Source organism: Aquabacterium sp., from assembly GCF_036279655.1.
Classification (GTDB): domain Bacteria; phylum Pseudomonadota; class Gammaproteobacteria; order Burkholderiales; family Burkholderiaceae_C; genus Aquabacterium.
Genome location: NZ_DASUIT010000070.1, coordinates 21,032 through 34,247, shown reverse-complemented (window position 1 = coordinate 34,247; position 13,216 = coordinate 21,032). Strand labels below are relative to the sequence as shown.

At 65.5% G+C, this 13,216-nt stretch carries 16 protein-coding genes; 9 read left to right on the top strand and 7 right to left on the bottom strand.

Annotated features, from left to right (window positions below):
* Positions 1 to 2 precede the first annotated feature (2 nt).
* From lolD to VFW84_RS08280, 4 genes are read right to left on the bottom strand one after another with little or no spacing between them, the layout of a single operon-like run.
* Positions 3 to 695: a lipoprotein-releasing ABC transporter ATP-binding protein LolD gene (lolD, locus tag VFW84_RS08295; RefSeq protein ID WP_329679982.1), complete on the bottom strand. Its 693-nt coding sequence runs from the start codon at positions 693 to 695 to the stop codon at positions 3 to 5.
* 7 nt (positions 696 to 702) lie between these two features.
* Entirely contained in the window at positions 703 to 912 is a 210-nt protein-coding gene (locus VFW84_RS08290; RefSeq protein WP_329679981.1) for a DUF2788 domain-containing protein, read from the bottom strand.
* Positions 913 to 918: 6 nt separating this feature from the next.
* Positions 919 to 1,671 (bottom strand): DUF2189 domain-containing protein, encoded by a 753-nt coding sequence (locus tag VFW84_RS08285; RefSeq protein ID WP_329679980.1) that lies wholly within the window; start codon positions 1,669 to 1,671, stop codon positions 919 to 921.
* On the bottom strand, positions 1,664 to 2,917 hold the full coding sequence (locus VFW84_RS08280) for a lipoprotein-releasing ABC transporter permease subunit (protein WP_329679979.1): 1,254 nt from the start codon (positions 2,915 to 2,917) through the stop codon (positions 1,664 to 1,666). Before VFW84_RS08280 ends, VFW84_RS08285 begins: the two co-directional genes overlap by 8 nt.
* Before the next feature lie 35 nt (positions 2,918 to 2,952).
* On the opposite strand from VFW84_RS08280, the gene VFW84_RS08275 reads away from it, so the two are divergent.
* Positions 2,953 to 3,960 carry a hypothetical protein gene (locus VFW84_RS08275; protein WP_329679978.1) on the top strand — a complete coding sequence of 336 codons (1,008 nt, stop codon included), beginning with the start codon at positions 2,953 to 2,955 and terminating at the stop codon, positions 3,958 to 3,960.
* Between the two features lie 16 nt (positions 3,961 to 3,976).
* Entirely contained in the window at positions 3,977 to 5,695 is a 1,719-nt protein-coding gene (gene recJ, locus VFW84_RS08270; RefSeq protein ID WP_329679977.1) for a single-stranded-DNA-specific exonuclease RecJ, read from the top strand.
* 422 nt (positions 5,696 to 6,117) lie between these two features.
* Here the strand turns inward: recJ and VFW84_RS08265 are convergent, their stop codons facing one another.
* The 3 genes from VFW84_RS08265 to flgA all read right to left on the bottom strand — a co-directional run bounded on the left by VFW84_RS08265 (position 6,118) and on the right by flgA (position 7,877).
* Entirely contained in the window at positions 6,118 to 6,516 is a 399-nt protein-coding gene (locus VFW84_RS08265) for a hypothetical protein (RefSeq protein ID WP_329679976.1), read from the bottom strand.
* An 8-nt stretch (positions 6,517 to 6,524) separates the two neighbouring features.
* Positions 6,525 to 6,839, bottom strand: a complete 315-nt coding sequence (flgM, locus tag VFW84_RS08260; protein ID WP_329679975.1) for a flagellar biosynthesis anti-sigma factor FlgM — start codon at positions 6,837 to 6,839, stop codon at positions 6,525 to 6,527.
* A gap of 126 nt (positions 6,840 to 6,965) precedes the next feature.
* Entirely contained in the window at positions 6,966 to 7,877 is a 912-nt protein-coding gene (gene flgA, locus VFW84_RS08255) for a flagellar basal body P-ring formation chaperone FlgA (protein WP_329679974.1), read from the bottom strand.
* Between the two features lie 142 nt (positions 7,878 to 8,019).
* On the opposite strand from flgA, the gene flgB reads away from it, so the two are divergent.
* From flgB to VFW84_RS08220, 7 genes are read left to right on the top strand one after another with little or no spacing between them, the layout of a single operon-like run.
* Complete coding sequence (gene flgB, locus VFW84_RS08250; protein ID WP_329679973.1) at positions 8,020 to 8,457, top strand: flagellar basal body rod protein FlgB; 438 nt, start codon at positions 8,020 to 8,022, stop codon at positions 8,455 to 8,457.
* Between the two features lie 13 nt (positions 8,458 to 8,470).
* A complete protein-coding gene (gene flgC, locus VFW84_RS08245; protein ID WP_329679972.1) occupies positions 8,471 to 8,881 on the top strand; it encodes a flagellar basal body rod protein FlgC in 411 nt (136 codons plus the stop codon).
* A gap of 19 nt (positions 8,882 to 8,900) precedes the next feature.
* Positions 8,901 to 9,560 carry a flagellar hook assembly protein FlgD gene (locus VFW84_RS08240; RefSeq protein ID WP_329679971.1) on the top strand — a complete coding sequence of 220 codons (660 nt, stop codon included), beginning with the start codon at positions 8,901 to 8,903 and terminating at the stop codon, positions 9,558 to 9,560.
* 30 nt (positions 9,561 to 9,590) lie between these two features.
* Positions 9,591 to 10,928 (top strand): flagellar hook protein FlgE, encoded by a 1,338-nt coding sequence (flgE, locus tag VFW84_RS08235; RefSeq protein ID WP_329679970.1) that lies wholly within the window; start codon positions 9,591 to 9,593, stop codon positions 10,926 to 10,928.
* 19 nt (positions 10,929 to 10,947) lie between these two features.
* Positions 10,948 to 11,679: a flagellar basal-body rod protein FlgF gene (gene flgF, locus VFW84_RS08230; RefSeq protein ID WP_329679969.1), complete on the top strand. Its 732-nt coding sequence runs from the start codon at positions 10,948 to 10,950 to the stop codon at positions 11,677 to 11,679.
* A gap of 29 nt (positions 11,680 to 11,708) precedes the next feature.
* The gene (flgG, locus tag VFW84_RS08225) at positions 11,709 to 12,491 is read left to right on the top strand and encodes a flagellar basal-body rod protein FlgG (RefSeq protein WP_329679968.1); all 783 of its coding nucleotides are present in this window, start codon (positions 11,709 to 11,711) and stop codon (positions 12,489 to 12,491) included.
* An 8-nt stretch (positions 12,492 to 12,499) separates the two neighbouring features.
* A complete protein-coding gene (locus VFW84_RS08220; protein WP_329679967.1) occupies positions 12,500 to 13,183 on the top strand; it encodes a flagellar basal body L-ring protein FlgH in 684 nt (227 codons plus the stop codon).
* Positions 13,184 to 13,216 lie beyond the last annotated feature (33 nt).

The following is a 13,216-nucleotide window of genomic DNA, read 5'->3' as shown; positions in this document are numbered from 1 at the left end:
CGTCAGCTCGCCAATCGACCTTCAATCAGGCGGACCTGACGCTCGCACCGCGCAGCCAGACTGCCATCGTGCGTGACCATCACCAGGGCCGTGCCCTGTTCGCGGGCCACCTCGCGCATCAGCTCGAACACCGCGTCGGCCGTGTGTCGGTCCAGATTGCCGGTCGGCTCGTCGGCCAGCAGGCAGGCCGGTCGGGTCACCAGGGCACGCGCGACCGCCACACGCTGTCGCTCGCCACCGGACAACTCGGACGGGCGGTGCTCCGCCCGCGCACCCAGGCTCACCTGCTCCAGCACGGCACGGGCCTGGCGCCGAGCCTCATCCAGCGCCAGACGACGGATCAGCAAGGGCATGGCCACGTTGTCCAGTGCGGAGAACTCGGGCAGCAGGTGGTGGAACTGGTAGATGAAGCCCATGTGCTGATTGCGCCACCGACCCTGATCGGCCGCGTTCAGGTCCGACCAGTCGCGCCCCATGAGCGTGACATGGCCCTGGCTGGGGCGCTCCAGGCCACCCAGCACATGCAACAGGGTGCTTTTGCCGGAGCCCGAAGCCCCGACAATGGCCAGGGACTGTCCACGGTGCACCATCAGGTCGACACCGGACAGCACACTGACATCCAGCGGCCCTTCGGAGAAACGCTTGTGAACGCCCTGCGCGATCAGGATGGGGGCATCGTGTACCGGCTCGTTCATGCGCGCCTCAGATCTTGAGCAGCCAGGCGATGACCTGCTTGGCCACGAAGCCCAGCAGACCAAACCCCAGCACGACAAACAGCACGAAGGTGCCGAACTTGCCCGCCTTGGACTGTCGCGCCAGCTGCAAGATGATGAACACCATGTACAGCATGAAGCCGCCGACACCGACGGTCATCCCGAACTGGGCAATTTGCTCTTCGCTCCAACCAAACATCGCTCATCAACTTTCCCGCACCACCAGGTCGCGGTAGGCGTGCCAACTGGCGTGACCCAAGACCGGCAACACCATGATCAACAAAAACATCATCGAGGCGAACCCGATGAGCGTCAGCGTCATCAGGATCGCCGCCCACAGACTGCTCAACACCGGATTGGTGGCCACCGCCCGCAAGCTGGTACCGATGGCCTGCATGACGCCCACCTGAGGCCGATCCATCAGCAAGGGGATGGTGACCAGCGTGGAGGCGAACACCGGCGCCGCCAGCAGACCACCGAACAGCAGCCACCCCTCAAACAAGCCCGCGTGGGGTGACAGGATCACATGGCGCACGAACTGCTCGGGGGTGTCCACCGGGGCATCGGCCCAGACCTGGATCAGGGCCGCCGAGGTCAGCACCCAGACCGTGCCCTGCGCCGTCAGCAGCAGGCCGAAGGCCACCAGGCGCCGGTCCAGCGACAACCAGACACGCCAGACCGTGGACCAGCTCACGGCTTCATCCCGCGCCAGGGCGCGACTGACGGCATACAGCCCTGTGGACAACACCGGGGCCACCAGCAAGAAACCTGAAAACGCGCCGGCCAGCGCCCAAAAACGTGTCCACCCGAACCACAGCAGCAGGCCGCCAAAGAGGGCAATGACCGCGCCATGCGTCAGGCCGATCATGGGCGCCGAGGTGAAATCCGACCACCCCTTGGCCAGCCAGCGCAGTGAACGCAGGGAGTGGATGCGCCGAACGCGCAGGGGTTCATTCATATCTCAGGGCCTCCGCAGGTTGGACACGGCTGGCGCGCCAGCTCGGATAGAGCGTGGCCGCCAGGGACAGCAGCAGCGACACCACCGCGATCGGAATGATGTCCCCGGACTGGGGATCGCTGGGCATGCTGGTGATCAGGTAGATGCTGCCAGGCAGGAAACGCACGCCCAGCAGGTGTTCAATGAATGGCACGATCACATCGATGTTGAAGGCCACCAGCAGGCCCAGGCCCAGGCCCGCCAGCGTGCCCATCACGCCCGACAAGGCCCCCTGCACCATGAAGATGCCCATGATGGAGCCCGGACTGGCGCCCAGGGTGCGCAAGATGGCGATGTCGGCGCGCTTGTCGGTCACGGTCATGACCAGGGTCGACACCAGATTGAAGGCGGCCACGGCCACGATCAGGGTCAGGATGATGAACATCATGCGCTTTTCGATCTGAACGGCATCGAACCAGGTCGCATTGGTGCGCGTCCAGTCCCGCACGATCACGTCGGAGCCCAGGACCTCGGCCAGATCGTTGGCCACCCCGCGGGCCTGCTGTGCATCGCGCAGCTTGAGCTGCACCGCCACCGGCCCGCCGGTGCGAAACAGCTTGGCCGCATCGTCGATGTGCATCATCACCGTGCCGCTGTCGTATTCATAGTGACCGGCCTCGAACAGCCCCACCACCTGCATCTGCTTGAGCCGCGGCACCACACCGGCCGGGGTCACCTGGCCGCCGGGGGCCACCAGGGTCACGGGATCGCCCTCGCGCACGCCCAGACTGCGGGCCAGCTCCAGCCCCATCACCACCCCCCACTCGCCCGGCTTGAGACGCGACAGCACTGGCTGCATGCGTGCCGCCAGGGGCGTGACCTGGGCCTCCTGGGCCGGGTCGATGCCACGCACCACGGCGCCGCGCATGTCCTCGCCGCGAGCGATCAAGGCCTGGGCCGGCACAAAGGGCGCCACCCCCACCACCGCCGGATGCCGGCGTGCCTGATCGGCCAGGATATGCCAGTCGGGCAGCGCGCCCCCATCGGCGTGGAACAGCTCCACATGGGCGATGACGGAGAGCATGCGGTCACGGACCTCCTTCTGGAAGCCGTTCATCACGGACAGCACGATGATCAGGGCCGCCACGCCCAGGGCGATGCCGATCACGGACACCCCGGAGATGAAGGAAATGAAGCCGTTGCGTCGTGCGCTGCGGCCGGCTCGCGTGTAGCGCCAGCCGATCCGCCACTCATAAGGAAGTTTCATGGTGTGCGCAGTGTACTCACTCGATAATGCAGACCATGCCTGCGACCGTGAATGACACTCCTCCTGACACCCTGGACCGCCCCCTGCATGTGCTCATTCCCTGGGCCGCGGGGCTGGCCGATGACAGCGTGCGCGCCCTGGCCCAGCTGGACGATGCTGCCCGGCTGCCCCATCTGCACCAGTTGCTGTCCCGGCTGACGCAGCAGACCTGGCATCACGGCGACGAATACACCCTCACCCCACCTCACGAAGCCTTGTGGTCTCAGGCCCTGGGCTGGACCCTGCCCCCCTCGGGGCAAGCGCCCTGGGCGGCGCACCTGGCACGCGCGGACGGCCTGCCGGTGGCCGAGCACGAGGCCTGGGGCCTGCTCACGCCCGGGCACTGGTACATGGGCCGAGACCACCTCACGGTGCTGCACCCCGATGAGCTGCAACTGAGCGAAGCCGAATCCCGCGCCCTGCTGGACGCCGTGCGCCACCTCTTCGAAAGTGAAGGCTGGACACTGCACTGGGGTGCCCCCACGCGGTGGTACGCCTGCCACGACACCCTGGCCGACCTGCCCACCGCCTCACTGGACCGGGTGCTGGGCCGCAATCCCGATGTCTGGATGCCCGAGCACCCCCAGGCCCGCCTGATCCGGCGCTTGCAGGCCGAAGTGCAGATGCTGCTCTATCAGCATCCCATCAATGACGAGCGTTCGGAGCGGGGCGTCTTCACCGTCAACTCCTTCTGGCTCAGCGGCTGTGGCCGAGCCCAGCCCATCCAGGCGTCTCACTCGCTGCAGGTCCTCGACGGCCCGCGCCAGGCCTTGCTGCGCGCCGACCTGGATGCCTGGCTGGCCGCCTGGGACGCCCTGGAGCGCGAGGCTCTGCCACGCCTGACCGAGGCCCTGCAGGCCGGACGCGATGTCCGGCTGAGCCTGGGTGGTGAGCGCCATGCACTGACCCTGTCGGCACCCACATCCGGCCCCTGGTGGCAGCGCGCCATGGCCCGCCTGCGCCCGCGCCAGGTCCTGCCCTCCTCTGTCCTGCAGTCTCTGTGACCGCCCCTGGATCCCCATGAAGTTCATCCCCCGAGACGTCCCGCCCCGCCCTGCCTGGGCCCTGGAACAATCCGGTACCCACCCACTGATGGCGCGCCTGCTGGCCGCCCGGGGCGTGCGTCAGCTGGAGCAGATGGACGACACCCCCTCTCGCCTGCTGCCCCCCGACTCCCTGCGTGGCGCGGTCGAGGCCGCCCGGCTGCTGGCCGACACCCTGGCCGCCGGCCAGCGCATCTGCATCGTGGCCGACTATGACTGTGACGGCGCCACCGCCTGCGCCGTGGGCCTGCGCGGCCTGCGCATGCTCGGCGCCCAGCCCGGCCAGGTCAGCTATGTGGTGCCCGACCGCGCCTTGCATGGCTATGGTCTGACGCCTCCCATCGTGGATCTGGTGCGCGCGCAAGGTGCCCACCTGTTGATCACGGTGGACAACGGCATGGCCAGCCACGAGGCGGTCACGCTGGCCCATGCCCAGGGCATGAAGGTCATCATCACCGACCACCATCTGCCCGTGGTCGACGCCCAGGGCACGGCCTCGCTGCCGGACGCCGACGTGATCGTCAACCCCAACCAGCCTGACTGCCCCTTCGAGAGCAAGGCCCTGGTCGGTGTGGGCGTGATGTTCTATGTCCTGCTGGCCCTGCGGGCCGAGCTGCGCCGACGTGGCGCGTTTGATGCGGCCAGTCAGCCCCGCATCGACAGTCTGCTGGACCTGGTCGCGCTGGGCACCATCGCCGACGTGGGCCGACTGGACGACAACAACCGGCGCCTGGTGTCCCTGGGCCTCAAGCGCATCCGCAGCGGGCGCATGCAACCGGGCATGGCTGCGCTCTTTCAGGCGGCTGCGCGAGATCCTGCCAAGGCCAGCGCGCAGGATTTCGGTTTTGCGCTGGGCCCGCGCGTCAACGCCGCCGGCCGACTGGCCGAGATGGGGCTGGGCATCGAGTGTCTGTCCACCGACGATGCCTCACATGCCCAGGCCCTGGCCCGCCAGTTGGACGCCATCAACCGCGAGCGACGCGAGGTCGAATCCGGCATGCGCGACCAGGCCGAGGCCAATCTGGAAGCCCTCATGCCCTCGGGCGAGCCTCCGCCAGCCGTGTGCATCTTCGATGCGCAGTTTCATGAGGGCGTGGTCGGCATCGTGGCCTCGCGCCTGAAGGATCGGCTGCATCGGCCCACCTTCGTGTTCGCCATGGGTCAGGACGGTCTGCTCAAGGGTTCAGGGCGCAGCATTGCGGGCTTCCATCTGCGGGATGCCCTGGACCTGGTGGGCAAGCGCCACCCTGGGCTGCTGCGCAAGTTCGGCGGGCACGCCATGGCGGCGGGCTGCACGATCACGCCGCAGGACTTCCCCACCTTCGAGCAGGCACTGACCGAGGTGGCCCGCGATGGACTGGATGCGGATGTGCTGATGCGGCGTCTGCACACCGATGGCTCGCTCGACGCTCAGTGGTACACGACGGAGATCGCGTCCTTGCTGGACCAAGCGGTCTGGGGGCCGGGGTTTGAAGCGCCGGTTTTCCAGGATGTGGCACAGATCATCCAGCAGCGCCTGGTGGGTGAGCGTCACCTCAAGCTGAGTGTGAAGGTGCAGGGGCAGGTGCGCGATGGCATCTGGTTCGGGCGCAGTGAGCCTCTGCCCAGTCAGGCGCTGCTGGCCTACCGGATTGCCGTCAATGAGTTTCAGGGACGGCAGAGTGTGCAGATGATTGTCGAAGGGGTCGAGGAGTGAGCTGCTGCCGGGCCGTGCGCTTTGGCGGGAGAGCGCAGGGCTGGGTCGGAGGGGGGCTCTGACCTGGCTTCAAGTGGGTGGTCCCGCTGCGCGGGACTGCCTTGCGGTGCTCGTCGAGAGGCAGCGTTGGCGAACTCGCTTCGCGCCCTTCGGGCTCTGCGCTCAGACAACGCCACCGGGTCAGATGTTGACGCGTGCTACGCACGCCTGCCTCCCGCCTGCGCTCCTCAGCACCCACACAGGCGCCCGGTCAGAGCCCCCCTCCGCCCTTGGTCGCCCTGCTGGTGGCATACATAGGCCCAAGGTAGAGGTCCGCGACGGATGGTGCTTCCGGCTCCGAGTTTCGTGGCACGCCACCCAGTGGGGCGATCAAAGGGCCGAGGCCTCCTCGGCCCGCGCCCCACGCTGCACCGAAAAACCGCTCAACCGCGATACGCGTTGATGGCAGCCGCAGGGCCCACCTTGGGCCCCAGTGAGGAGTAGGTGGCGGATGCATCCGGCGCATCGGACACCAGCAACACCCCCAGGGTGCGCTGCAAGGTCGACGCGGCATGGTGCACAGACTGCTGCAGCCCCGTGACACGGGTCTGAGCCAGCATCAGGCGATGCCTCAATTCAGGAGACAGAGGCTCTTGCCCCTCTTGTTGCGCATGGCGGAAAGCCACCAGCGCATCCGCGAGCACCTTGTGCAATGCGGCCGAAGCGGCCTCCATGCCCAATGAATCCTGCGAACGCAGTTTCTCATCGAGATCACGGAGGCGCTCTTCGATGTCATGCACGTGGCTTGACAGATCCTGCATCGCGCTCAGTGTGCTGTCCATGGTGTGACTCAGGACGTTTTGCGGGCCAGGACTTCCTGGGCATTGGCGATCAATTTGTCAGCAATGGCTTCGGGATTGATCTTGTAAGACCCATCCTCGATGGCCTGCTTGACGCGAGAGACCTTTTCCGCGTCGAACGACGCGTCCGCACCGTTCATCAAATCGCCCGCCAGAGTGGACAGACTGACTTTGGCACTGGCCTCGGGTCCGCCCTCAAGCGAACCTGTCTTGCCAGGTGGGCGAGCGACGCTCGTGGTGCCTTCGGTGCGTGCGCCACCGCTGGGGCCGTTGACCGCGGTGTCTGTGGTGTTGCCGATCTTCATTTTGGACTCCTTACTCCCAGTACTTTCCGGGTAGTGACATCTGCGATATCGACGCGGTCGCCACCGACTTTAATTCCAAAGCCCTGAACCCCCCTAAATCAGGGGAGAGATACTTTTTGTAACGTATCACAACGTTACCTCCGCCTGCCTCTCGGCCATCGGCCGGGCGCACAGGACACGGCCACTGTCCACCCGGATGCGTACACATTGTCCCTCGTCACCGTGTGACAAGGCTTGCCCCTCGGCGCTTGCTGCAAAGCCAGCCCCCTTCACGGTGACCTTCACCACATCGCCAGCGGCAAACCAGCGGCGCAGACGGACATCGTCCTGGCGCAGTCCCTGCCCGGGTGCGATCCCCCGGATCACGGAGCGACCAATGATCTCCCGGGGATCGAGCACTGCGGGCGAGATCGATTCAGCCACATCCACCTCTGAAATGCGCAGATCGGCTGCGCTCAGGATGGTGCCCGGCTTGAGCGGCACCACGGCCACCACGGCGGGCGCCCAGACCTTGACGGTCAGGGGCCAATACACATTCCAGCGCACGGAGCCTTGCTCGCAGCGCAATCCTACGCGGGTGCGCCCCCACAGACGGGTGCCATCGGGCAGGTAGGCGCGCACTTTGTCACAGGGTGCCAGCTTCAGACGGGGATCGAGCTTGCCCAGCACCACTTCCACACGGGGGCGAGCGCCCGGCAGGGCCGTGACGTCCTTGCTCACCTGATCGGTGGCGCCGCGCAAGAGGGTCTCCAGTTCCCGCTGCAAAGCGACCGACTCCGATGCCGATGACGGCGCCTCCTGCGGAGAGGGCGTGGGCCCACCGCTCGTCGCAGGCGCCCAGGCCACGGTCTGCTGCGCCCGGGCCTGGGCCGGCGCAAACAACACGGCCAGGCCGCACACCACCATCCATAGCAGCCACCACACCAGGCCCATGGTCAGGTGTGTCGTGCTCAGGGGGATGTCACCCATGCCACTGGCGCCACCGGTCAAGCCGGAGGGCGCATGTGATGCAAAGAGGCAGGAGGCGGATCTTTTCATGATGGGTCTCACTCTAGTCGTCCCCCCCGGGCCCCAAGGGGCGGAATTGCGAGGTCTTGCGCCTGCTATTTCGGCTCATGTTTCCGACCTGCCGGGATCACAGTGATGACATCTCCCAAAAGGTCACTCCAAAGGTGATGCCATGCTGAACCGACTCACTGACAGCATCAATTTCCAGTCCGAAGCCTTGCGGCTGCGTTCTGAGCGTCAGCGCCTGATCGCCAGCAACATCGCCAACGCCGACACGCCCGGCTACATCGCCAAGGACTTTGACTTCTCCGCCGCCTTGCGCCAGGCCACGGGGGCCAGTTCGTCCGCTCAAAGCGCCCTGGCCCAGCCCCGTCTGGCCATGGCCACGGCCAACCCTGGCCACATGAACCTCAACGGTCAGCCTGCCGGCAGCCGCCAGGACCCGGAACTGGGTTACGCCACCAACTCGATGAGCAGCCTGGACAACAACACCGTGGACATGGACCGGGAACGGGCCAACTTTGCGGACAACACCGTGCGCTATGAAGCCACGCTTCGTTTCATCAATGGGTCTCTCAAGACCCTGAACACGGCCATCACCGGCCAGTGAAGGAGCTTGAAGCATGTCCATGTTCAAGATCTTCAATGTCGCGGGCTCGGCGGTGTCCGCCCAGTCCCAGCGCCTCAATGTGGTGGCCTCCAACCTGGCCAACGCCGACACCGTGGGCGGCCCCGACCGCAGCCCCTACAAGGCGCGCCACGTGGTCTTCACCACCCAGCCTATGGGCGAGGTCGGGACCGCTGGCGTGGCCGTGACCAAGGTGACGGAAGACGACACCCCCGGGCGCCGCATCCACGACCCCAAGCACCCTCAGGCCGACGCAGAGGGCTACGTCACCTACAGCAACGTCAATGCCGTGGAGGAGATGGTCAACATGATCTCGGCCTCCCGCTCCTACCAGAACAACATCGAAGTGATGAACACGGCCAAGAGCCTGCTGATGAAAACACTGCAACTGGGCCAAGGGTCCTGATCACTGAAGGAAACCTGAGATGAGCACCACCACCGCCACCAGTTCGAGCAGCGCCCTGCCCAGCAGCCTGTTCAACAGTTCATCGACCAGCAGCGACAAGACCAATGAAGCGGCTGATCGCTTCCTGAAGCTGCTGGTCACGCAGATGCAGAACCAGGATCCCCTCAACCCGATGGACAACGCGCAGATGACCAGCCAGATGGCTCAGATCAGCACGGTCACCGGGATCGAGAAGCTCAACACGACGATGGAAGGCGTGGGCAGCAGCTTCTCGCAGATGCAACTGATGCAGGGCGTGAGTCTGGTGGGTCATCAGGTGGTCGTCGAAGGCAACCAGCTCAGCATGACCGATGGCAGCGGCATCGGCGGCTTCGAAATCAACTCTGCGGCCACCAACGTGACCGTGGAGATCAAGGATGCGGGCGGCAAGGTGGTCGACACCATCGACCTGGGTGCCGCCAAGGCCGGTCAGCACGGCTTCGAGTGGACACCGAGCACGGCGGCCAACTCGTCGTCCTACACCTTCTCGGTCAAGGCCAAGGTGGGATCGACCGAGCTGCCTGCCACCTCGCTGGTCACGGACCATGTCGACGCGGTCACCACCAAGGACGGCACCTTGAATCTGCAATTGCGCAACGGCGGCGAAGTGGCCTACAGCAAGGTCAAAGCCCTTTCCTGAACCAACCAATCTTCTCTGTAGGAGTACATCATGGGCTTTCAACAAGGACTCTCCGGCCTCAACGTCTCGGCTCGCAACCTGGAGGTGATTGGCAATAACGTGGCCAACACCGGCACCTATGGTGCCAAGTCTGCGCGTGCCGAGTTCGCGGACATGTATGCCGCCGCGCTCAATGGCGCGGGCAGCAACAACATCGGTATCGGCGCCACGGTGGGCGCGGTGGCCCAGCAGTTCACACAGGGCAACATCACCACCACGGAGAACCCGATGGATCTGGCCATCAACGGCGGGGGCTTCTTCCAGCTCAGCGATGGCAAGAACCCCACCATGTACTCCCGAAACGGTCAGTTCAAGCTCAACCGCGACGGCTTCATCGTCAACAACGAAGGCCACAAGCTGCTGGGCTACCAGGCCGACAACCAGGGCACCGTCGTGCAGGCCCAGGCCTCACCACTGCGGCTGCCCACGGCCGGCATCGAGCCCAACGAGACCGATCTGATCACCCTGGAGATGACCTTCGACTCGCGCGCGGCGGTGGGCACCGGCAGCACGCTCAATGTCAACGACCCCACCAGCTACAACTTTGCGACCTCGCAAACGGCCTACGACATCAAGGGCCAGAACCTGGGTCTGACCTACTACATGCGCAAGACGGGTCCGGACAACTGGGACATGTATGCCACGGCCAACGGCACCCCGATCCTGCAGGATGCGTTCGGCAACCCCGCCCGCGTGGCGAGCATCACCTTCCCCTCGGCTGGCGGTGCGCCCACATCCAACAATGCGGCCCCGGCACAGGGCGATCCCGGCACCATCACCACCTACGACGCCGATGGCAACCCGCTGGCCACCACGTCGGGCGGTGTCTTCACCCTGCCCGACATCCCTTCCGTGGCCATGAGCTCCGGCGCCATGACGGAAGTCATCAGCGGCGTCCAGTTCAATCTGGCTGGGTCAGCCGAATACGGCACGGCCTTTGGCGTCACCAACCTGGCCCAAACGGGCTATGCACCCGGCCAGTTGTCGAGCATCACGGTCGAGTCCAACGGCATCGTGATGGCGCGTTATTCGAACGGTCAATCCAAACCGGCCGGCCAGGTCGAGCTGGCCTCCTTCCGCAACCCGCAAGGCCTGCAGCCCCTGGGTGGCAACGAGTGGGCCTCGACCTTCGGCTCGGGTGATCCGATCACCGGCGTGCCGGGCGACGGCAACATGGGGGTGCTGCAATCCGGCGCCCTGGAAGAATCCAACGTCGACCTCACGGGGGAGCTGGTCAACATGATCGTGGCCCAGCGCACCTACCAGGCCAATGCGCAGACCATCAAGACCGAGGACCAGGTGCTTCAGACCCTGGTCAACCTGCGCTGATCGCTGAAAGGGGCACGCCATGGATCGCATGATTTATATCGGCATGGCCGGCGCCAAGATGGACATGCAGCGCCAGGAGGTGATGGCCAACAACCTGGCCAACGTCTCCACCACCGGCTTTCGGGCCGAATTGCACGCCGTGCGGGCCGTGCCCGTGCGGGGCGACGGCGCCAGCACCCGCGTCTATGCCCTGGAGACCACGGTGGGCTACGACGACGGGGCGGGCCCCATCACGGCCACCGGGCGTCCGCTGGACGTGGCCGTGCAGGGCAAATCCTGGCTGAGCGTGCAGGCGCTCGATGGCACGGAAGGCTATACCCGCTTCGGCGCCTTGACGATGGACAGCGAAGGCGTCCTCAAGACCCAGAACGGCTACACCGTGCTGGGCGATGGCGGCCCCATCAACCTGCCCCCCAATACCGAGGTCACCATTGCCCCGGACGGCACGGTGAGCGCCAAAGCGGCCAACGGCACCGTCACCCCGGTCGGACGACTCAAGCTGGTGACCCCCGAAAACAAGCTCGAACGCGGCGCGGACGGCCTGTTCCGCAGCCCCGATGGCGATCTGCCCGCCGACGCCAATGCCCGCGTGCAGGAAGGCGCCCTGGAAGGCTCCAACGTCAACCCCATCGAAACCATGATCTCCATGATCTCGGCCTCCCGCCAGTTCGAGACCCAGATGAGGCTGATGCAGACGGCGGAAAAAGACGAGCAGCAAGCTGCTCAACTGCTCTCCAACAGCAGTTCCTGATGTAACGAACCCCTGAAAGGAGCACCGCCATGATGCGTTCTCTGTGGATTTCCAAATCGGGCATGGATGCCCAGCAGACCCAGCTGGACCACATCTCCCACAACCTGGCCAACAGTGCGACCACCGGCTACAAGCGCTCGCACGCGGTGTTCGAGGACCTGATGTACCAAAACCTGCGTCAAAGCGGCGCCAACAGCTCCGAGCAGACGCAGTTGCCCACGGGTCTGCAGGTGGGCCTGGGCGTGCGCACGGTGGCCACGGCCCGCCAGTTCACCCAGGGCACGCTGCAGCAGACGGGCAACTCCCTGGATGTGGCCATCCAGGGGCAGGGCTTCTTCCAGATCCAGATGCCCGATGGCACCACCGGCTACAGCCGCGACGGCACCTTCAAGGTCGACTCGCAAGGGCGCGTGGTCACCAACAATGGCTACACGGTGCTGCCCGGCATCACCGTGCCTGCCGATGCCAAGAATGTCACGATCGGCGATGACGGCATCGTCACGGCCCTGCAGCCGGGCAACACCACACCCACACAGATCGGCCAGATCCAGCTGGCGACCTTCATCAATCCGGCCGGCCTGGAGCCGATCGGGCAGAACCTCTTCACCGAAACGGCAGCCTCGGGCGCGCCACAAACCGCCGATCCTGGCACCGACAACATGGGCACCCTGGCCCAGGGCTTTGTGGAGACCTCCAACGTCAATGTGGTGGAAGAGCTGGTCACCATGATCCAGACCCAGCGCGTCTATGAACTCAACTCCAAGGCCATCCAGACCTCGGATCAGATGCTGCAACGCCTTGGACAACTGTGATGCGAAGCATGAGCACCTTCATCCCCTCCATGCGCGCCCTGTGGTGCGCGCTGGGTGCGGGCGCCCTCACGGGCTGCATGGCCACCACGCCCACGGTCGAGGTCCAGGGGCCCACCCAGGTGCGCCCGCTGCCGGTGGTCACGCCCACGGTCCAGAACGGCTCCCTGTTCCAGGCCGCCAGCTACCGCCCGCTCTACGAATCCCCGCGCGCACGCCTGGTGGGCGACATCATCACCGTCACCATCACCGAGCGGGTCAGCGCCAAGCAGGAGTCGAGCAGCACGATCGAGAAAACCGGCAACATCAGCGGTTCGATCTCGGCCCTGCCCTTCGCCAAGGCCGCCCAGTTGGCCAAGCTGGACACCGCTGCCACGTCCAGCAACACGTTTGACGGCACGGGCAGCACCGAAAGCACCCACAACTTCTCGGGCACCATCACGGCCACGGTCGTGGAGGTGCTCTCCAACGGCCATCTGGTCATTGCGGGCGAGAAGCAGATCGGCGTCAACCGCAATGTCGAGGTGCTGCGCTTCTCCGGTCAGGTGGACCCGGTGACCATCCTGCCCGGCAACACGGTGGCCTCCAGTGCCATCGCCAATGTGCGGGTGGAGCAAAGAGGCCGGGGCGCGCAGGATGCAGCCCAGGGAATAGGGTGGATCGCCCGATTCTTTTTAAGCCTTTCACCGATCTAAAGTTGGCCAACAATGGGCCGAGTCTTCTCCAGG

Excerpts from the sequence above, each read along its gene's own strand:
- VFW84_RS08280 (WP_329679979.1), bottom strand. The coding sequence starts at position 2,917 with ATGAAACTTCCTTATGAGTGGCGGATCGGCTGGCGCTACACGCGAGCC.
- VFW84_RS08220 (WP_329679967.1), top strand. The coding sequence starts at position 12,500 with ATGAGCACCTTCATCCCCTCCATGCGCGCCCTGTGGTGCGCGCTGGGT.
- VFW84_RS08275 (WP_329679978.1), top strand. The coding sequence starts at position 2,953 with ATGCCTGCGACCGTGAATGACACTCCTCCTGACACCCTGGACCGCCCC.
- flgM (WP_329679975.1), bottom strand. The coding sequence starts at position 6,839 with ATGAAGATCGGCAACACCACAGACACCGCGGTCAACGGCCCCAGCGGT.
- VFW84_RS08240 (WP_329679971.1), top strand. The coding sequence starts at position 8,901 with ATGAGCACCACCACCGCCACCAGTTCGAGCAGCGCCCTGCCCAGCAGC.
- VFW84_RS08265 (WP_329679976.1), bottom strand. The coding sequence starts at position 6,516 with ATGGACAGCACACTGAGCGCGATGCAGGATCTGTCAAGCCACGTGCAT.
- VFW84_RS08285 (WP_329679980.1), bottom strand. The coding sequence starts at position 1,671 with ATGAATGAACCCCTGCGCGTTCGGCGCATCCACTCCCTGCGTTCACTG.
- flgC (WP_329679972.1), top strand. The coding sequence starts at position 8,471 with ATGTCCATGTTCAAGATCTTCAATGTCGCGGGCTCGGCGGTGTCCGCC.
- recJ (WP_329679977.1), top strand. The coding sequence starts at position 3,977 with ATGAAGTTCATCCCCCGAGACGTCCCGCCCCGCCCTGCCTGGGCCCTG.
- flgG (WP_329679968.1), top strand. The coding sequence starts at position 11,709 with ATGATGCGTTCTCTGTGGATTTCCAAATCGGGCATGGATGCCCAGCAG.
- flgE (WP_329679970.1), top strand. The coding sequence starts at position 9,591 with ATGGGCTTTCAACAAGGACTCTCCGGCCTCAACGTCTCGGCTCGCAAC.
- flgB (WP_329679973.1), top strand. The coding sequence starts at position 8,020 with ATGCTGAACCGACTCACTGACAGCATCAATTTCCAGTCCGAAGCCTTG.
- flgA (WP_329679974.1), bottom strand. The coding sequence starts at position 7,877 with ATGAAAAGATCCGCCTCCTGCCTCTTTGCATCACATGCGCCCTCCGGC.
- VFW84_RS08290 (WP_329679981.1), bottom strand. The coding sequence starts at position 912 with ATGTTTGGTTGGAGCGAAGAGCAAATTGCCCAGTTCGGGATGACCGTC.
- lolD (WP_329679982.1), bottom strand. The coding sequence starts at position 695 with ATGAACGAGCCGGTACACGATGCCCCCATCCTGATCGCGCAGGGCGTT.
- flgF (WP_329679969.1), top strand. The coding sequence starts at position 10,948 with ATGGATCGCATGATTTATATCGGCATGGCCGGCGCCAAGATGGACATG.